The 18,198-nt window shown below is 70.7% G+C and carries 15 protein-coding genes and 1 pseudogene; 5 read left to right on the forward strand and 11 right to left on the reverse strand.

All coding sequences use genetic code 11. The features are described 5' to 3' along the window. Nucleotides 1-8: 8 nt before the first annotated feature. Nucleotides 9-2,174: an ATP-binding protein gene (locus ACWFR1_RS19760; protein ID WP_453552826.1), complete on the reverse strand. Its 2,166-nt coding sequence runs from the start codon at nt 2,172-2,174 to the stop codon at nt 9-11. Between the two features lie 278 nt (nt 2,175-2,452). Here ACWFR1_RS19760 and gabT point away from each other — a divergent pair, with 278 nt between their 5' ends. Beyond that, a complete protein-coding gene (gene gabT, locus ACWFR1_RS19765; protein WP_453552828.1) occupies nt 2,453-3,787 on the forward strand; it encodes a 4-aminobutyrate--2-oxoglutarate transaminase in 1,335 nt (444 codons plus the stop codon). 103 nt (nt 3,788-3,890) lie between these two features. After that, nucleotides 3,891-4,655 (forward strand): phosphatase PAP2 family protein, encoded by a 765-nt coding sequence (locus tag ACWFR1_RS19770; protein WP_453552830.1) that lies wholly within the window; start codon nt 3,891-3,893, stop codon nt 4,653-4,655. On the opposite strand, the gene ACWFR1_RS19775 is transcribed toward ACWFR1_RS19770, so the two are convergent. The 3 genes from ACWFR1_RS19775 to ACWFR1_RS19785 all read right to left on the reverse strand — a co-directional run bounded on the left by ACWFR1_RS19775 (nt 4,591) and on the right by ACWFR1_RS19785 (nt 7,490). After that, entirely contained in the window at nt 4,591-6,396 is a 1,806-nt protein-coding gene (locus tag ACWFR1_RS19775) for a chitinase (RefSeq protein ID WP_453552832.1), read from the reverse strand. The two genes, ACWFR1_RS19770 and ACWFR1_RS19775, sit on opposite strands and share 65 nt — an antisense overlap. A 98-nt stretch (nt 6,397-6,494) precedes the next feature. Then, on the reverse strand, nt 6,495-6,968 hold the full coding sequence (locus tag ACWFR1_RS19780) for a hypothetical protein (protein WP_453552834.1): 474 nt from the start codon (nt 6,966-6,968) through the stop codon (nt 6,495-6,497). Nucleotides 6,969-7,367: 399 nt separating this feature from the next. Continuing rightward, on the reverse strand, nt 7,368-7,490 hold the full coding sequence (locus ACWFR1_RS19785) for a hypothetical protein (protein ID WP_453552836.1): 123 nt from the start codon (nt 7,488-7,490) through the stop codon (nt 7,368-7,370). On the opposite strand from ACWFR1_RS19785, the pseudogene ACWFR1_RS19790 reads away from it, so the two are divergent. Beyond that, nucleotides 7,447-8,017, forward strand: a pseudogene (locus ACWFR1_RS19790) (MMPL family transporter); the annotation flags it as partial. The gene ACWFR1_RS19785 and the pseudogene ACWFR1_RS19790 sit on opposite strands and share 44 nt — an antisense overlap. A 239-nt stretch (nt 8,018-8,256) precedes the next feature. Here ACWFR1_RS19790 and ACWFR1_RS19795 read toward each other — a convergent pair. The 6 genes from ACWFR1_RS19795 to ACWFR1_RS19820 form a co-directional block, all read right to left on the reverse strand. Beyond that, the gene (locus ACWFR1_RS19795; RefSeq protein WP_453552838.1) at nt 8,257-9,675 is read right to left on the reverse strand and encodes an NAD(P)/FAD-dependent oxidoreductase; all 1,419 of its coding nucleotides are present in this window, start codon (nt 9,673-9,675) and stop codon (nt 8,257-8,259) included. A gap of 37 nt (nt 9,676-9,712) precedes the next feature. Then, nucleotides 9,713-10,507: an ABC transporter permease gene (locus ACWFR1_RS19800; protein WP_453552840.1), complete on the reverse strand. Its 795-nt coding sequence runs from the start codon at nt 10,505-10,507 to the stop codon at nt 9,713-9,715. After that, on the reverse strand, nt 10,507-11,442 hold the full coding sequence (locus ACWFR1_RS19805; protein WP_453552842.1) for an ABC transporter permease: 936 nt from the start codon (nt 11,440-11,442) through the stop codon (nt 10,507-10,509). The genes ACWFR1_RS19800 and ACWFR1_RS19805 overlap by 1 nt, the downstream gene beginning before the upstream one ends. 91 nt (nt 11,443-11,533) lie before the next feature. Then, nucleotides 11,534-12,712 (reverse strand): ABC transporter ATP-binding protein, encoded by a 1,179-nt coding sequence (locus tag ACWFR1_RS19810; protein ID WP_453552844.1) that lies wholly within the window; start codon nt 12,710-12,712, stop codon nt 11,534-11,536. Nucleotides 12,713-12,755: 43 nt separating this feature from the next. Beyond that, nucleotides 12,756-14,003 carry a polyamine ABC transporter substrate-binding protein gene (locus ACWFR1_RS19815; protein ID WP_453552846.1) on the reverse strand — a complete coding sequence of 416 codons (1,248 nt, stop codon included), beginning with the start codon at nt 14,001-14,003 and terminating at the stop codon, nt 12,756-12,758. 50 nt (nt 14,004-14,053) lie between these two features. Further along, nucleotides 14,054-15,583 (reverse strand): gamma-aminobutyraldehyde dehydrogenase, encoded by a 1,530-nt coding sequence (locus ACWFR1_RS19820; RefSeq protein ID WP_453552848.1) that lies wholly within the window; start codon nt 15,581-15,583, stop codon nt 14,054-14,056. 175 nt (nt 15,584-15,758) lie between these two features. Between ACWFR1_RS19820 and ACWFR1_RS19825 the strand changes: the two genes are divergently transcribed. Beyond that, nucleotides 15,759-16,307 carry an NADAR family protein gene (locus tag ACWFR1_RS19825; protein WP_453552850.1) on the forward strand — a complete coding sequence of 183 codons (549 nt, stop codon included), beginning with the start codon at nt 15,759-15,761 and terminating at the stop codon, nt 16,305-16,307. Nucleotides 16,308-16,393: 86 nt separating this feature from the next. Here the strand turns inward: ACWFR1_RS19825 and ACWFR1_RS19830 are convergent, their stop codons facing one another. Then, nucleotides 16,394-17,059: a DUF4190 domain-containing protein gene (locus ACWFR1_RS19830; protein ID WP_453552852.1), complete on the reverse strand. Its 666-nt coding sequence runs from the start codon at nt 17,057-17,059 to the stop codon at nt 16,394-16,396. A gap of 42 nt (nt 17,060-17,101) precedes the next feature. Between ACWFR1_RS19830 and ACWFR1_RS19835 the strand changes: the two genes are divergently transcribed. Then, the gene (locus tag ACWFR1_RS19835) at nt 17,102-18,166 is read left to right on the forward strand and encodes an adenosine deaminase (protein ID WP_453552854.1); all 1,065 of its coding nucleotides are present in this window, start codon (nt 17,102-17,104) and stop codon (nt 18,164-18,166) included. The last annotated feature ends 32 nt before the right edge of the window (nt 18,167-18,198 follow it).

Consider the following 18,198-nt stretch of genomic DNA (forward strand, 5'->3'; position numbering starts at 1 on the left):
CGCCCCGCTCAGCCGCGGAGCTCGACGAGGAGCGGCGGGGTGTGCGCGCCGCGCACATGGGTGAGGGAGAGGACGGCGTGGCCGGGCGGCACGGCGTGAGCGAGATCGGACGCGGACCACCGCTGCCGCTCGACCTCCCGCACGGTGACGGCCTCCGCGGTGGCGGCCTTGCCTGTCACCACCCTTCGCATCGCGTGCAGGGCCTTGGTGAGGGGCTCGTCGGAGATGATCTGCCGGTTGGTGACGTCCTTCGTCTGGACCCATTCGGTGCCCCAGGTGTCGGCGAACCGTCCGCCGTCCCAGGGTGCGAGACCCGCGAAGGCCATCCGGCAGCCGACCGCGCCGAGCAGCGGTCCGCGCAGCGCCTCGGGCACGTCCTCCAGGCTGCGCAGGGCGAGAACGACGCCGGCGTGCGCGGAGCGGAGCCGCTGGACGGCGCGGAGGGCCTCGCCGGTGACGGTGTACGTGGCGTCGTCGAGGACCAGACAGGCGAAGAGGGAGCGGTCGCGGCGGCCGAGGGCGGCTTCCGTGAACTGGGAGAGGAGCAACCGGGAGACGATCCGGGAGGCCTCGGCGTGGCCGCGTTGGGGGAGGTCGACGCGGACCCGGAGGGGGTGCTCGAGGGCCGTGAGGGAGAACTGCGGCCGCTCGGCCGGGCCCGTGGCGAAGAACGTGGCGAAGGCCGGCCGGTCGAGGAAGGCGATCCGCTCGGCCAGCAGGACGCCGGGGTCGTCGCCGCGCTCGGCCTGCCGCCGCCGGGCGTCGAGCTCGCGCAGCTGGCCGGGGTCGGCGGCGACTGCGGCAAGGAGGGCGTCGAGGACCGCGGAGGTGCCGGAGAGGAGTTCGCGCAGTTCCGGCACGGCGGGGAAGCGCCCGTACGCGGCGCGGAAGGGGCCGATGAGCTGCGCGAGCGCGGTGGCTGCCCTGCGACTGTCGGCCACGAGGTCGCCGACGAGTGCCTCGGCGAGGATCCGGGCGGCCTCGTCGGGGTCGTCGCTGCCGCCGTACAGGTCGAGGTCGTGAGTGGATTCGGGGCGGCCGACGGAGACGACGACGTCGAAGGCCTCGTCGGCGCCGAGCGAGGCGCCCTGGGAGGTGACGGCGACGACGGCGGCGCGGTTGGCGAGGGCCTGGAGGCAGAGGGACTCGACTACGGGCCTGACCAGCCGCGCGGTCTTACCGGACCCGGCGGGCCCGACGGCGAGCAGCGAGGTCCCGAGCAGCGAGGGCTCCAGGGCGACGCCGGTGGTGCGCCGCGCGTAAGGGTTGCGGGGGTGGTCGGCGGTGGTGCCGATGAGGACCTGTCCGGTGGCGAGGTCGTGGGTGGCGGAACGGACGGGCAGGTCGCGCTTCCCGGAGGGATGGCCGCAGGCGGCGGCGCCTTGGGTGCGTACGGCCTCGGTGAAGGCGGGCAGGCGCTCGGGGCGGGTCCGTACGCCCTGCCAGGCGCGGCGGATCCTGGCGTAGTCGACGTCCCCGAGCGTCCCTTGCCGGGTGGCCTCGGCGAGCCGCGCCGCGGCCTCGGTCAGTCCTGCGTCGCGCAGCTCGGGCCACTCGGCGGGGTCGGCTCCGGGCGGGGGCGGGGGGACGGGCGCTTCCTTCTTACGGGTGTAGCGGCGCCAGATGTCCGGTACGTGGCCGATGCGGGCGAAGAAGACGAGGAAGCCAGCACCGACGATCGCGTAGTAGGTGTAGCTGGCCATCCCCCAGGTGTCGGCATCGGTGCGCCAGGAGTCCGGGGTGAGGACGACCAGGGGCCAGAGCCAGTAGCGGCCGAGGTAGCCGTTCCAGAGCAGCGACCACAGGAGCCAACCGCTGAGCAGGGCGATGGCGGCGCCGGTGAAGAGCCGGCGGGCGGGTACCTCGTCGGGCTCCTCGGCCGGGCGGGGCCGGTGCCCGAGGCGCCACACCCCGGGCTCCGCGGCGGGCCGGGGGACGCGCAGCCATTCGGCGACGGCGACCCGACCGGGCGCCTGGCCGGGCGGCGGGGGAACGGAAGCCGGGTGCGCCTGCGGCGCCGAAGGGACACGACCGGGCGGCGGCGGGACGACGGGCGCCGTGTGAGCGGCCGGTGCCGGGGGAACGCCAGGTGCGGAAGCCGGGGGTGGGCCCGCCGGGCGGGGTACCGCGTCCCCCCTGGTGTCGTGTGACTCGTACGTGCCGTCGGTCTCCATGTACCCCTGCCCCCTGACCAGCCAGGTCGCCGCCTCTGTGCCCCCGTCAATCTAGTGGGCCGCACGCGGCCCGGAGGGGTTTCGCCCACCCGTACGGCCGATCGCCGCCGAGTGGCGGAAACCGTCACCCTTGGGGGTGGAAGCGGAGCCGCCATGTCCATCCCGGACAACGGCGCACCCGCCATCACTCCCGATCGGCGCATGCCGTGTCCCCTCCCCCGCGCCTAGCCTGCGGAGGAAACCCGCAAGTGCGTCCAGAACACCCCCAGGAGCCCCGCATGAACGCTGTCCCGCAGGAGCGGCGCGTCGTCACCGCCATCCCCGGTCCGAAGTCGCTGGAGCTTCAGGCCCGCCGTCTCGACACGGTCGCCGGTGGCGTCGGCTCGACGCTGCCCGTCTTCACGAAGCGGGCCGGCGGCGGCATCATCGAGGACGTCGACGGCAACCGCCTGATCGACTTCGGCTCCGGCATCGCCGTGACCTCCGTCGGCGCCTCCGCCGAGGCCGTCGTGCGCCGCGCCTCCGCGCAGCTCCAGGACTTCACGCACACCTGCTTCATGGTGACGCCGTACGAGGGTTACGTGGAGGTCTGCGAGGCGCTGGCCGAGCTGACCCCGGGCGACCACGCGAAGAAGTCGGCGCTGTTCAACTCCGGTGCCGAGGCCGTCGAGAACGCCGTCAAGATCGCCCGTTCGTACACCAAGCGCCAGGCCGTCGTCGTCTTCGACCACGGCTACCACGGCCGTACGAACCTCACGATGGCGCTGACGTCGAAGAACATGCCGTACAAGCAGGGCTTCGGTCCGTTCGCCCCCGAGGTCTACCGCGTGCCGGTGGCCTACGGCTACCGCTGGCCCACCGGTGCCGAGAACTGCGGCCCCGAGGCCGCCGCCCAGGCGATCGACCAGATCAGCAAGCAGATCGGCGCCGACAACGTCGCCGCGATCATCATCGAGCCGGTCCTCGGCGAGGGCGGCTTCATCGAGCCGGCCAAGGGCTTCCTGCCGGCGATCGTGAAGTTCGCCAACGACAACGGCATCGTCTTCGTCGCCGACGAGATCCAGTCCGGCTTCTGCCGTACGGGTCAGTGGTTCGCGTGTGAGGACGAGGGCATCGTCCCGGACCTCATCACCACCGCCAAGGGCATCGCGGGCGGTCTGCCGCTGGCCGCCGTCACCGGTCGCGCCGAGATCATGGACTCCGTCCACGGCGGCGGTCTGGGCGGCACCTATGGCGGCAACCCGGTGGCGTGCGCCGGTGCGCTCGGCTCCATCGAGACGATGAAGGAGCTCGACCTCAACGGCAAGGCCAAGCGCATCGAGGAGGTCATGAAGGCGCGCCTGGCGGTGATGGCCGAGAAGTTCGACGCCATCGGCGACATCCGCGGCCGCGGCGCCATGATCGCCATCGAGCTCGTCAAGGACCGCGCGACCAAGGAGCCGAACCCGGAGGCCGCCGGCGCCCTGGCGAAGGCCTGCCACGCCGAGGGCGTGCTGGTCCTGACCTGCGGCACCTACGGCAACGTGCTGCGCTTCCTGCCGCCGCTGGTCATCGACGAGAACCTTCTGAACGAGGGCCTCGACGTCATCGAGAACGCGTTCGCGCAGATCTGACCCCACCCCGTGAGGGCCATGGTGTGAAGACTCTGTGGGGGGCCGATGGCGGGATGCCCTTCCCGCTGTCGGCCCCCTCTTCTCTGGCGTACGGTTTCTGCAGATGAGAGAAACACCCCGGGCGGAACATCCCCAGCACCGCCCGCACCGCGCCTCGGCGCACACCGCTGGAGCCTCGTGCTCCGGGACTCCTCACCGATCGGATGGCCGCCCGCCCCACACCCCCCGGGGCGCGCGGCAGCCCGATCCCCTCGGCCGCCCTGGAACCACCCCCCCTGTTCCAGGGCGGCCGGCTCTCTTCTCGGCGCTCGTCGCCCTCGCCGTCGTGACCTGGCAGGTGCTCGTCCACGGCCCCCTGGCCAGGCTCGACGAGCGGGTGTCCCGCTCCCTGGTGGACACGGTCCCCCGCTCCCTGAGCGAACTCGCCTCCGGCCTCGGCGACATGACGGTCGCCCTGCCGGTCCTCGCCTGCGCGATGGCGTACGCGGTGTGGCGCGGCCGCCGGACCGCCGCACTGTACGCGGGGCTGGCCATGGCCCTCGTACCGCTCCTGGTGATTCCGCTGAAGGAGTGGACGGCCCGGCCCGGCCCCCTGGAGCCCTGGGCCGCCGGCTACTACCCCTCCGGCCACACGGCGACCGCCATGGTCGCCTACTTCGGCGCGGCCTTCCTCGTCTCGAAGCGGCTGGTCCCCGTCGCCGCCGTGCTGACGGCGGTGACGGGGACCGGTCTTGTCCTGCGCGGCTACCACTGGCCCCTGGACGTGCTGGCCAGCCTCTGCCTGGGGGTGCTGGTCCTGGCGGTCAGCTCCACGTGTACGAATCGAAGTTCTTCGAGAACGCCCACTGGTTGTAGCGGTCCCAGTTGATCGACCACGTCATCAGGCCGCGCAGCGCGGGCCAGGTGCCGTGGGTCTGGTAGGTGCCGCAGTCGGTCTTCCTCGTCAGGCAGTCGAGGGCCTTGTTCACCTCGCCCGGGGCCGTGTGGCCGTTGCCCGCCTGGGTGGAGGCCGGGAGGCCGATCGCGACCTGGTCGGCGCGGAGGGCCGGGAAGAAGCGGTCCGTGTTGCCGGCGACGGGGAAGCCGGTGAGGAGCATGTCGGTCATGGCGATGTGGAAGTCGGCGCCGCCCATCGAGTGGTACTGGTTGTCCAGGCCCATGATGGAGCCCGAGTTGTAGTCCTGGACGTGGAGCAGGGTGAGGTCGTCGCGCAGGGCGTGGATGACCGGGAGGTAGGCGCCGGCGCGCGGGTCCTGGCCGCCCCAGGGGCCGGAGCCGTAGTACTGGTAGCCGAGTTGGACGAAGAAGGTCTCCGGGGCCATCGTGAGGACGAAGCCGGAGCCGTACTTGGCCTTGAGGGTCCTGACCGCCTGGATGAGGTTGACGATGACCGGGCTCGTCGGGTTCCGGAAGTCGGTGTCGCCGGTCTGGAGCGAGAGGGAGTGGCCCTCGAAGTCGATGTCGAGGCCGTCGAGGCCGTACTCGTCGATGATCTTCGAGACGGAGGAGACGAAGGTGTCGCGGGCGGCGGTGGTGGAGAGCTGGACCTGGCCGTTCTGGCCGCCGATGGAGATCAGGACCTTCTTGCCCGCGGCCTGCTTGGCCTTGATCGCCGCCTTGAAGTCGGCGGCGGATTCGACGTTCGGGCATTCCGCGGCGGGGCAGAGGGAGAAGCGGATGTCGCCCGAGGTCACCGAGGTCGGTTCGCCGAAGGCGAGGTTGATGACGTCCCAGGAGTCGGGGACGTCGGCCATGCGGGTGTAGCCGGAGCCGTTGGCGAAGCTCGCGTGGAGGTAGCCGACGAGGGCGTGCGCGGGCAGGCCGGGGGTGCCGCCCCCGCCGCCGCTGGTCGTCGTGGCGGTGACGGCGGCCGACTTCGGGGACTCGCCCGCGCTGTTCACGGCGGTGACCTGGAAGGTGTGGGAGGTGGCGGGGGCGAGGCCGGTGACGGTGTACGAGGTGCCGGTCACGGTCGCGACGGGCGCACCGCCCTTGTAGACCTTGTACGAGGTGGCTCCCGGGACCGCGGTCCAGGTCAGCGGCACGGTGGTGGAGGTCGGGGAGCCCGCGGCGAGGCCGGTGGGGGCAGCCGGGAGCTGGACCGGGTCGCCGCCGGGGCCGAAGAGGGAGAGGTCGTCGGCCTGGTAGGCGGGGGTGCCGTACCAGCCGTGGGTGTAGATCGTCACCGAGGTGGTCGAGGCGCCCGTCGTGAACCGGGTCGAGAGGCGCTGCCAGTCGGGGGCGGAGCCCGTCCAGGTGGAGACGTCGGTGGTGCCGGTGCCGGAGGCGCCGAGGTAGACGTAGCTGCCGCGGACCCAGCCGCTCAGCTCGTACGCGGAGTTGGGCTTCACGGTGACGGTCTGGGAGCACTTGGCGTTGTCGCTGCCCGCCGGGGTGGCCTGGAGCGCCTTCGTCCCGCTGCGCACGGGCGACGGGACGACGGCGCCGCTGCCCGCCGTGCAGGTCCAGCCGTCGAGGCCGGCCTCGAAGCCGCCGTTGCGGGCGAGCTCGGCGTCGGCGGCCTGGGCGCTCACGGGTGCGAGTGCCAGGAGTCCACCGGCGGCGAGGGCGCCCGCCAACAGCAGGGTGAGGGGTCTGGTGCGGTCCACAACTGCCTCCGGGAGTGGGGGAATCGAGGTGGGAGCGCGCCACAGCATGGTCCAGACCAATCAAGTGGTCAAGGCCTCTGTTCGTTCCTCGTATGCGGTCAGGCTCTGCCGAACCCCCCTTCACCCCCGGCTAGTCGGCCCGCCGCCTCGTGCATCGCCAGCTCCAGGAGCGAGGTGTCGTTGAGGGTGCCCAACCCGTCCGGCGCGACCAGCCAGCGCACCCCGCCGGTCGCCCTCCCGGGGTACGGGATCACGATCCACGTACCGGCGCCGGCGCTGCGCACCCCGGTGCCGAGCCAGCGGGCGGCGGTGCCCGGCGGGACGAAGAAGCCGATCCGGGCGTCGCCGAAATCGGCGAGGACCGGCCCCGGCCGGTCCACCAGTCGGCTCAGCACGTCGAGGGTCGGATAGCCCAGCTCCCCCGGCAGGATCAGGACGTCCCAACGCCTTCCGGCGGGCAGCAGCGCGACCCCGTGCGGGTTGCGCTCCCACTCCCACCGGCAGGCATCAGGATCCGGTGCCACCGACGCCAGCCACTCCACCGCGGTCTTGGCCGCCCCCGTACCAGTCATGGCCTACGGCCTCCCTTCTCTGCGTGGACGCCTTGTCCACCCGCAGAGAGCGGGGTCCGCGCCGATCATTACGCGGGTTCGGACCACGAATTCACCGTGAGCCGGGTCACATCGGGCTGTACGACGGCGCCGAACCGCTCACGGACGTCGGCGACCAGGTCTCCTCCGCCGTGGCCTCACTGAAGAAGCTCCCGCACGTCCTGAACGCCACGAGCCCGCAGCCCGCGTCCGGCACCCCGCCGCCCTCCCCGCCCCCCGGGCACCCCGAACGTCGGGCCGCTGTCCACCGACGGGAAGACCGGCTACATCACCGTCCACTTCGACGTCCAGCCCGGCACCCTCGGCGACGACTACCTGACCGGGTGGGCAGCGCCGTGAAACCCCTGCGTACCGCCGGGGTCAGGTCGAGTACGGCGGAGCGCTGGGCGAACTGGCCCGGCCCGAGGCGGACGACCGGAGCAGCGAGGCGATCGGGTTCGGCGTCGCGATCGTCGTCCTGATCATCGGCTTCGGCAGTCTCATCGCCGCCTCGTACGGCGTCGTCGTGGCCGTCTTCCAGTGGGGCTGGGGCGGCCCGGCGCTCGGCGTCTCCGGCGAGGTGCCCATCGAGAGCTACCTGCCGATGATGACGCTCGCGATCGTCTTCGGCCTGAGCATGGACTACGAGATCTTCCTGCTGTCCCGGGTCCACGAGGCGTGGCTGCGCACCGGCGACGCGAAGGCGAGCGTGCCGCACCGCCCTGGAGATCACCGCGCGGGTCATCACCTGCGCGGCGCTCATCATGGTGAGCGTCTTCGCGGCGTTCGTCCTCAACGACAGCATCGTGGTGAAGATGATGGGGCTCGGTCTTGCCGCGAGCGTGCTCATCGACGCGACCGTCGCGCGGCTGCTGCTCGTGCCCGCGGTGATGACCCTGCTCGGGAAGTGGGCCTGGTGGACCCCGCGGCTGGACAGGATCCTGCCGCACGTCGACACGGAGGGCGAGGGCGAGGGCGAGCCGGCCGCGACGGGCGGGAACAGCACGGCGGGGCCACGGAAGACACCGTGACCCCGCCGACTAGGCGCCGTGCCGGGCGCCGCGACCCCGGCCATGATCCGCCGGACAGGCCTAGTAGGGCTTGTTTCGAAAGTCCCGTCCGCCGGGCGACGCCTGGCACGCACGCTCGCCGCGTTGTCGGGATCATCCCGATACACCAGTATCGGGACGACCCTCCGCCTTGCGATCGCACGCACCAGACGCCGCCCGGCCTGCCCTTCGGGCAGACGACGCTACTTTCGAAACGCGCCCTAGCTGTCGAAGCCCAGGCCCAGCTTGTCCATCGTCTTCAGCCACAGGTTCCGCCGGCCGCCGTTCTCGTCGGCGCGGGCCATCGACCACTTGGTGATGCCGATGCCGGCCCAGGCGACCGGCTCCGGCGGGAACGGCAGCGGCTTCGAGCGGACCATGGCCAGGTCCGTGCGCTCGGTGCGCTCCCCCGCGAGCAGGTCGAGCATGACGTCCCCGCCGAAGCGGGTGGCGCCGACGCCGAGGCCGGTGAACCCGGCGGCGTACGCGACCTTGCCCTGGTACGCCGTACCGAAGAAGGCCGAGAAGCGCGAGCAGGTGTCGATCGCGCCGCCCCAGGCGTGGCTGAAGCGCAGGCCCTCCAGCTGCGGGAAGCAGCGGAAGAAGTGCTCGGCGAGCTTGAGGTACGTCTCCGGGCGGTGGTCCATCGCGGCGTCGAGCTTCCCGCCGAAGGGGTAGATCGCGTCGTAGCCGCCCCACAGGATCCGGTTGTCGGCCGTGATCCGGAAGTAGTGGAACTGGTTGGCGGAGTCGCCGAGGCCCTGCCGGTTCTTCCAGCCGACGGAGGCGAGCTGCTCGGGGCTGAGCGGCTCGGTCATGAGGGCGTAGTCGTACACCGGGACGGTGTACGGCCGGACCCGCTTGACCAGCGACGGGAAGACGTTCGTGCCGAGCGCGACCCGGCGGGCCACGACCCGGCCGTACGGGGTGCGCACGCCCATGCCGGCGCCGACGGAGACCAGTTCGAGGCCCGGGGTGTTCTCGAAGATCCGGACGCCCAGGTCGAGGCAGGCCCGCTTCAGGCCCCAGGCCAGCTTGGCCGGGTTGAGCATGGCGACACCGCGGCGGTCCCACAGGCCGCCGAGGAAGGTCGGCGAGTCGACCTCGGCCCGGACGGCGTCCCGGTCGAGGAGTTCGAGGCCGTCCGCGAGACCGAGGCGGCCGATCTCCGCGTACACCTCGGCCAGTTCCTCGACCTGGTACGGCTCGGTGGCCACGTCGATCTCGCCGGTGCGCTCGAAGTCGCAGTCCAGCGCGTAGCGGGCGACCGCCTCCTCGATCCCGTCGAGGTTCCGCTCGCCGAGCTCCTCCAGCTTCGGCAGCTCGCCCGGCCAGCGGGCGAGACCGTTGCCGAAGCCGTGTGTGAGGGAGGCCGCGCAGAAGCCTCCGTTGCGGCCCGAGGCGGCCCAGCCCACCTCGCGCCCTTCGATCAGTACGACATCCCTGGAGGGTTCGCGCTCCTTGGCGAGGAGCGCGGTCCACAGTCCGCTGTAGCCGCCGCCGACGACGAGGAGATCGCACTTCTCGGTGCCGGTGAGGGCGGGCAGGGCTCCGGGCTTGCCGGGATCTTCCAGCCAGAAGGGGACGGGCTGGGCGTCGGAGAGAGATTGTGCAGCGAGACGCATGGCAACTGGGGCCATGGTTTCCAACTCCTTCGGTGCCTGAGCTGCCTATTGCTCAGGCTGTTGCTGTTTTCTTGCGCCGGTTCGTGATGATTTGCCCGGCTGCCACCATCAGTACCGCGAGGACGAACATCGCGGAGCCGATGACGTTGATCTGAACGGGGGTTCCACGCTGCGCCGAGCCCCAGACGAACATGGGGAAGGTGACCGTGGAGCCCGCGTTGAAGTTGGTGATGATGAAGTCGTCGAACGAGAGCGCGAAGGCGAGCAGCGCGCCGGCCGCGATGCCGGGCGCGGCGATCGGCAGGGTCACGCGCAGGAAGGTCTGCACGGGGCCCGCGTAGAGGTCGCGCGCGGCCTCCTCCAGGCGCGGGTCCATGGACATGACCCGGGCCTTGACCGCCGTCACGACGAACGACAGACAGAACATGATGTGGGCGATCAGGACCGTCCAGAAGCCCCGCTCGATCCCCATGTTGAGGAAGAGCGTGAGCAGCGAGGCGGCCATGACGACCTCGGGCATCGCCATCGGCAGGAAGATGAGCGAGTTGATCGAGCCGCGCGCCCGGAAGCGGTAGCGGACGAGCGCGAAGGCGATCATCGTGCCGAGGATCAGGGCACCGACGGTGGCCCAGGCGGCGAGCTGGAGCGAGAGGGAGAGCGACTCGCACATGTCGGCGACGCCGCAGGGGTCCTTCCAGGCGTCCAGGGAGAAGCGCTGCCAGGAGTAGTTGAAGCGCCCGTTCGGCTTGTTGAACGAGAACACCATCACGACGATGTTCGGCAGGATCATGTACGCGAGCGTGAGCAGGCCCGCGATGACGACGAGGTTCCGACGGATCCAACGCATCAGACCAGGTCCTCCGTTCCGGCCTTGCGGATGTAGACGGTGACCATGACCAGCACGATCGCCATGAGGATGAAGGAGAGCGCGGCCGCCGTCGGATAGTCGAGGACCCGCAGGAACTGCGACTGGATGACGTTGCCGACCATCTTGGTGTCGGTCGAGCCGAGGAGTTCGGCGTTGACGTAGTCACCACTCGCCGGGATGAAGGTGAGCAGGGTGCCGGAGACGACGCCGGGCATCGACAGCGGGAACGTCACCTTGCGGAAGGTCGTCGCCGGGGAGGCGTACAGGTCCTTCGCGGCCTCGTGCAGCCGGCCGTCGATCCGCTCCAGGGAGGTGTAGAGCGGCAGGATCATGAACGGCAGGAAGTTGTACGTCAGACCGCAGACCACGGCCATCGGCGTGGCGAGCACCCGCTCGCCCTCGGTCCAGCCGAGCCAGCTGGTCACGTCGAGGACGTGCAGCGCGTTCAGTACGTCGACGACGAGGCTGTCGTCCGCCAGGATCGTCTTCCACGCGAGCGTCCGGATGAGGAAGCTGGTGAAGAACGGGGCGATGACCAGGACCAGGAGCAGATTGCGCCAGCGGCCGGCCTTGAAGGCGATCAGATACGCCAGCGGGTAGCCGAGCAGCAGACACAGCAGGGTCGCGGTCCCGGCGTACAGCAGGGAGCGGACGAACTGCGGCCAGTACTCGGTGAAGGCGTCCCAGTACGTCTGGAAGTGCCAGGTGACCTGGAAGCCCTTCTCCAGGGAGCCGGTCTGGATCGAGGTCGACGCCTGGTAGACCAGCGGCAGCGCGAAGAAGACGAGCAGCCAGATGATGCCGGGCAGCAGCAGCCAGTACGGGACGAGCCGCTTACGGGTGGAGGGCTTGCGCAGCACCGGTTCGTCGACCGGCTGCGGCGCCTCCTCCTTCGTCACGGTGGCAGTACTCATGCTGCACCTCCTTCGTTCGCTTCTCCGCCCGCGGGGCGCAGAGGTGCGGCCATCGTCGTCAGCTGCGGGCCGGTGGCCTCGCGTGCGTCGCTCACAGGGAGTCCTCCACCGTCTCCACGCCCGCGTCGATGTCCTGCGCCGCGTCGTGCCCGAAGGTGTGCGCGGGGTTCCAGTGCAGGACGACCTCGGCTCCGGGGCGGAGTCGCGCGTCCCTTTCGATGTTCTGCTCGTACACCTGGAGCTCCGCGCCCGCCGGGCTGTTCACCACGTACTGCGTGGAGACGCCGATGAAGGAGGAGTCGACGATCCGGCCGGTGACCCGGTTGCGGCCGTCGGCGATCGAGCCCGCGTCGTCGGCGTGCGCGAGCGAGATCTTCTCCGGGCGGACGCCGACGAGCACCTTGCCGCCCTGGCGGACGGCGGAGGTACAGCGCTCGGCGGGGACCCGGAGCTTGCCGCCGCCGGCCGTGACGAGCACGTCGCCGCCGGTGGAGCCGGTCTCCAGGACCTCGGCCTCGATGAGGTTCGAGGTGCCGAGGAAGTTGGCGACGAAGGTGGTCTCCGGGTTCTCGTACAGGTCGGCGGGGGCGCCGAGCTGCTCGACACGGCCGCCGTTCATCACCGCGACCTGGTCGGCCATGGTCATGGCCTCCTCCTGGTCGTGGGTGACGTGCACGAAGGTGATGCCGACCTCGGTCTGGATCCGCTTGAGCTCCAGCTGCATCTGGCGGCGCAGCTTGAGGTCGAGCGCGCCGAGCGGCTCGTCGAGGAGGAGGACCTGCGGGTGGTTGATGAGCGCGCGGGCCACGGCGACGCGCTGCTGCTGGCCACCGGAGAGCTGGTGCGGCTTGTGGTGGGCCTTGTCGCCGAGCTGGACGAGCTCCAGCATGTCGTCGACCTGCTTCTTCACCGACTTGATGCCGCGGCGGCGCAGACCGAAGGCGATGTTCTCGGTGATGTCCATGTGCGGGAAGAGCGCGTAGGACTGGAAGACGGTGTTGACCGGCCGCTTGTACGGCGGGAGGTCCGTGACGTCCTTGTCGCCGAGGGAGATCGTGCCGGTGGTCGGGTCCTCCAGGCCGGCGATCATGCGCAGCGTGGTGGTCTTGCCGCAGCCGGAGGCGCCGAGGAGGGCGAAGAAGGAGCCCTGCGGGACGGTCAGGTCGAGCGGGTGGACGGCGGTGAAGGAGCCGTAGGTCTTGCTGATCCCGGTGAGACGGACGTCGCCGCCGCCAGTGTTCTTTCCGGTGTGAGCAGTCTTGTCAGTCATGGGTTGCTGTCCCAGGGAGTGAGAGAGGTGGACGAGGTCGGACTCAGGCGCCGATGAGCTTGGCGAACTTCTCCTCGTACGCCGTCTCCTCCGCGCTGGTGAGCGAGCGGAAGGCGCGCGACTTCATGGCCATGGCCTTGTCCGGGAGGATCAGCGTGTTGTTCGCGAGCTCGGGGTCGATCTTGGCGAGCTCGTCCTTCACCCCGTCGACGGGGCAGACGTAGTTGATGTACGCGGCGAGCTGCGCGGCGACGGGCAGCTCGTAGTAGTAGTCGATGAGCCTCTCGGCGTTGGCCTTGTGCTTGGCCTGGGCGGGGACCATCAGGTTGTCGCTGGAGGTGATGTATCCGGCGGACGGGATGGCGAACTTGATGTCCGGGTTGTCCGCCTGGAGCTGGATGACGTCACCGGCCCAGGCGAGGCAGGCCGCCAGGTCGCCCTTGTCCAGGTCCGAGGTGTAGTCGTTGCCGGTGAAGCGGCGGATCTGCTTCTTGTCGACGCCCTTCTGGAGCCGGCCTATCGCCTCGTCGTACTCGGCGTCGGTGAACTTCCCCGGGTCCTTGCCCATGTCGAGCAGGGTCATGCCGACGGAGTCGCGCATCTCGGTGAGGAAGCCGACCCGACCCTTGAGGGAGGGGTCGTCCAGGAGCTGGGTGACCGAGTCGACCTTCTTGCCGCCGGTCGCCTTGGAGTTGTACGCGATGACCGTGGAGATGCCCGTCCACGGGTACGAGTAGGCGCGGCCCGGGTCCCAGTCGGGGCGCCGGAACTGCGTGGAGAGGTTCGCGTACGCGTTGGGCAGGTTCGCCGGGTCGAGCTTCTGCGCCCAGCCGAGCCGGATCATCCGGGCGGCCAGCCAGTCGGTGACGCAGATCAGGTCGCGGCCGGTGTCCTGACCGGCCGCGAGCTGCGGCTTGATCTTGCCGAAGAACTCGACGTTGTCGTTGATGTCCTCGGTGTACTTGACCTTGATCCCGGTGCGTTTCGTGAACGCCTCCAGCGTGGGACGGGACTTCTCGTCCTCACTGATGTCCATGTACTCGGTCCAGTTGGAGAAGGCGAGGCTCTTCTCCTTGGCCGAGAGATCGGTGGAGGCGGGACCCTGTCCCTCCCGCTTGGCCGGCGGGATGCCACAGGCGCTCAGGCCGGCGAGACCGCCGACCGTGAGCGCGCCGACGCCGCCTGCGCGCAGCATCGAACGACGAGTGAGGGCGCCCCGGCCGCTCGTCAGACTGCGCTGCATCGCCGCCAGCTGTGCGGCGGAGAGGCTTTCGGGCTCGTACTGCTCCATGCGCTGTGCCCTTTCGGGAGGGTGTGAGCCGCTGGTCGGGCGGCGAGGTGCTATCGGTCCCCGAAGATGGTGCGGTGCCAGTCCTTCGCGGCGACCGCGGTGTTGTCGAACATCACGTGCTTGACCTGCGTGTACTCCTCGAAGGAGTACACCGACATGTCCTTTCCGTATCCCGATGCCTTGGTGCCGCCGTGCGGCATCTCGCTGATGATCGGGATGTGGTCGTTGACCCAGACGCAACCCGCCCGGAGCTCCCGCGTGGCGCGGTTCGCCCGGTAGACGTCGCGGCTCCAGGCGGAGGCGGCGAGGCCGTACGGGGTGTCGTTGGCGAGCCGGATGCCCTCGTCGTCGCTGTCGAAGGGCAGGGCCACCAGGACCGGTCCGAAGATCTCCGACTGCACGACCTCGCTGTCCTGCGCGGCGCCGGTGATCAGGGTCGGACGATAGTACGCGCCGTCCTTGAGGCTGTCTTCATTTTCCTTGGCCCCCGGGATCTCGCCGCCGGCGACGACGGTGGCGTAGCCGCGGGCGCGCTCGACGAAGCCGGCGACGCTGTCGCGCTGGGCGTGGCTGACCAGCGGACCGAGGTCGGTGGCGGCGTCGAAGGGATCGCCGACGCGGACCGACTCCATCAGTTCGGCGACGCGGGCGACGAAGGCGTCGAAGAGCGGGCGCTGGACGTACGCGCGGGTGGCGGCGGTGCAGTCCTGGCCGGTGTTGATGAGGGAGGCGGCGACGGCGCCGTTGGCGGCGGCCTCCAGGTCGGCGTCGTCGAAGACCACGAAGGGGGCCTTGCCGCCCAGTTCGAGGTGGAGCCGCTTGACGGTCGCGGTGGCGACCTCGGCGACGCGCTTGCCGACCGGGGTGGAGCCGGTGAAGGAGGTCATGACGACGTCGGGGTGGCCGACGAGGTGCTCGCCGACGACCCGGCCTGAGCCGCTGACGATGTTGATGACACCGTCGGGGATGCCGGCCTCGGTCGCCGCCTGCGCGAACATCAGCGAGGTCAGCGGGGTGATCTCGGCGGGCTTCAGGACGATCGTGTTTCCGGCGGCGATCGCCGGGAGGATCTTCCAGGCCGCCATCTGGAGCGGGTAGTTCCAGGGGGCGATGGAGCCGATGACACCGATCGCCTCGCGCCGGATGTACGAGGTGTGGTCGCCGCTGTACTCGGCGGCGGCCTGGCCCTGGAGGTGGCGGGCGGCACCCGCGAAGAAGGCGGTGTTGTCGATCGTGCCCGGTACGTCGAACTCGGTGGTGAGCCGGAGCGGCTTGCCGGCCTGGAGCGACTCGACCGTCGCGATGTCCTCGGCCCAGTCGGCGAGGACTCCGGCGAAGCGGTGGAGGGCGTCGGAGCGCTCGCCAGGGGTGGCGCCCGACCAGCCGGGGAAGGCGGCCTTCGCGGCGGCGACGGCCTCGTCCACGTCGGCGGTGGAGGCGAGCCGGTAGGTGTAGATGCCCTCGCCGGTGGCGGGGTTGATGATCGTGTGTTCTCGATCGGAGGTTCCGGCCCGGAGCCGTCCGCCGATGTACTGTGCGCCGTCCGCGAAGCGGTCCGTCACCTGGAAGCGGTTGCCCATGACGCTCTCCGTTGTTCCAGCTCGAATTGAGTGCCGATCCTGACATGAGGGAGGCACTCCAACAAGGGATTCCGTTGTTGCCTTTTGGTTACGCAACGGAATCGGTCGACCATGTGTCGAGGTGGCCGGAATATCTCCGTACGGAGTGTCCGTGGCGGATGCCAGACTCGCGTGCATGAACAAGATCGACGAGCTGACGCAGCAGGTCAACGCCGGTGAGCACGTCAAATGGCTGCTTTTCTGGGGCCATCGCCCGCACCCCGACGGGCGGCTCTCGGCGAGCTGCCTGAGCCAGTGGTGGCCCGCACCCTTCGTGGTCGACGGAGTGCGGTACGCGACCGCCGAGCACTGGATGATGGCGGCCAAGGCCCGCCTCTTCGGTGACGTCGAGGCCGAGCGGGCCGCGCTGTCCGCCCGTACCCCGGCGGAGGCGAAGAAGGCGGGCCGGCTGGTGCGGGACTTCGACGAGACGGTGTGGGAGCGGGAGCGGCTCGGGATCGTCGTCGAGGGCAGCGTCCACAAGTTCGCCGCGGACGAGGCCCTCCGCGCGTACCTCCTCGGCACGGGCAGCCGCGTCCTCGTGGAGGCGAGCCCGGTGGACCGTGTCTGGGGCATCGGCCTCGCGGCCGACGACCCCGCCGCCCACGACCCGGCCCGCTGGCGTGGCCTGAACCTGCTGGGCTTCGCCCTGATGGAGGCCCGGGACCGGCTGCGGGCAGCCTGAACGCGGCAGGGCCCCGCACCTCGTGAGGCACGGGGCCGGTTGCCTGGGTCGGACCTTGGCGGGTCCGTCAGGTCCAGGTCCAGGTCCTAGCGGACGCTCTGGACGCCCAGGCTGTTGTACGGGTCGCTGTCGCTGTCGTAGGACGTGGAGTCCTGGGCGATCGCCCAGATCATGAATCCCAGGAAGACGCCGCTGACCACGATGCCGATCGAGCCGAGGATGACGCCCGCGAGGGCCATGCCCCGGTTGGTCGCCTCGCCCCGGCCGGCCTTCTTCATGCCGATGATGCCGAAGATCAGCGCCAGGATGCCGAGGATGACCCCGAGCCCGTACAGACAGAATCCGGCCACGGCGATGATGCCGAGCACCATCGAGGTGATGCCCATGCCGTTGGCGGGCTGCTGCCAGCCGGGCGGCTGGCCGTACCCCGCGCCGTAGGAGGGGTACGCGTACGCCGACGTCGGCGGCGCCGGCGCGCTCACGGCGGGGGGGTAGCCGTAGGCCCCGGCCGGCGGGGTGGCCGCCGGGTAGCCGTAGCCGGGCGTGGTCGCCGGGCCGCCGGGGGCGACCGGGGGCGGCGGTACGTCAACGGGGCCGGTCGCGGCCGGCATGGACGTGACCGTCATCTGGTCGTGCACCGGCGGGGTCGAGGGCGTCACGGGCTTGCTCAGCTCCACGCCGTCGCGGTTCGGCGGAGCCCACGGGTCCGCCGGGTCGTAACCGCCCTGCGGCTGGTCTCGGTTGTCAGACATGGGCCTCCCCCATCGTGGTCACGCCATGTTACGACCTCACCCATGAGGGGGAACCGCCCGGCCTACGATGACCTGATGACCGACCTGCATCCCTTCATCGCCGGCCTGCCCAAGGCCGAGCTGCACGTCCACCACGTCGGCTCCGCCTCGCCCCGCATCGTCGCCGAGCTCGCGGCCCGGCACCCGGACTCCAAGGTGCCCACGGACCCCGAGGCCCTCACCGACTACTTCACGTTCACGGACTTCGCGCACTTCATCGACGTCTACCTGTCGGTGGTCGACCTCGTCCGCACCCCCGAGGACGTCCGGCTCCTCACCTTCGAGGTCGCGCGGGACATGGCCCGGCAGAACATCCGGTACGCCGAGCTGACCATCACCCCGTACTCCTCCACCCGCCGCGGCATCGACGAGCAGGCCTTCATGGCGGCGATCGAGGACGCCCGCAAGTCGGCTGAGGCAGAGTTCGGCACGATCCTGCGCTGGTGCTTCGACATCCCCGGCGAGGCCGGCCTCGTCTCCGCCGAGGAGACCGCGCGGCTCGCCACGACCGACGGGATCCGCCCCGAGGGCCTGGTCTCCTTCGGTCTCGGCGGCCCCGAGGTGGGGGTCCCCCGCCCGCAGTTCAAGCCGTACTTCGACCTGGCGCGCGCCGCCGGTCTGCACTCCGTCCCGCACGCGGGCGAGACGACCGGCCCGCAGACGGTCTGGGACGCGATCAACGACCTGGGCGCCGAGCGCATCGGCCACGGCACCAGCTCCGTCCAGGACCCGGCGCTCCTCGCCCACCTGGCCGAGCGGCGCATCGCCCTGGAGGTCTGCCCGACCTCCAACATCGCGACGCGGGCCGTCGCCACGCTCGACGAGCACCCGATCCGGCAGATGGTCGAGGCCGGGGTCCTCGTCACGGTCAACAGCGACGACCCGCCGATGTTCGGCACGGACCTCAACAACGAGTACGCGGTCGCCGCCCGGCTCCTCGGCCTCGACGAGCGCGGTCTCGCCGCCCTCGCGAAGAACGCGGTGGAGGCCTCCTTCCTCGACGCGGCGGGCAAGGCGCGGATCGCCGCCGAGATCGACACGTACACGGACGGCTGGCTCGCTCGCTGACGCCGGTGAGAGCCGGCGGTGAGAATGGGGCC

Source organism: Streptomyces sp. NPDC055103 (assembly GCF_053607625.1).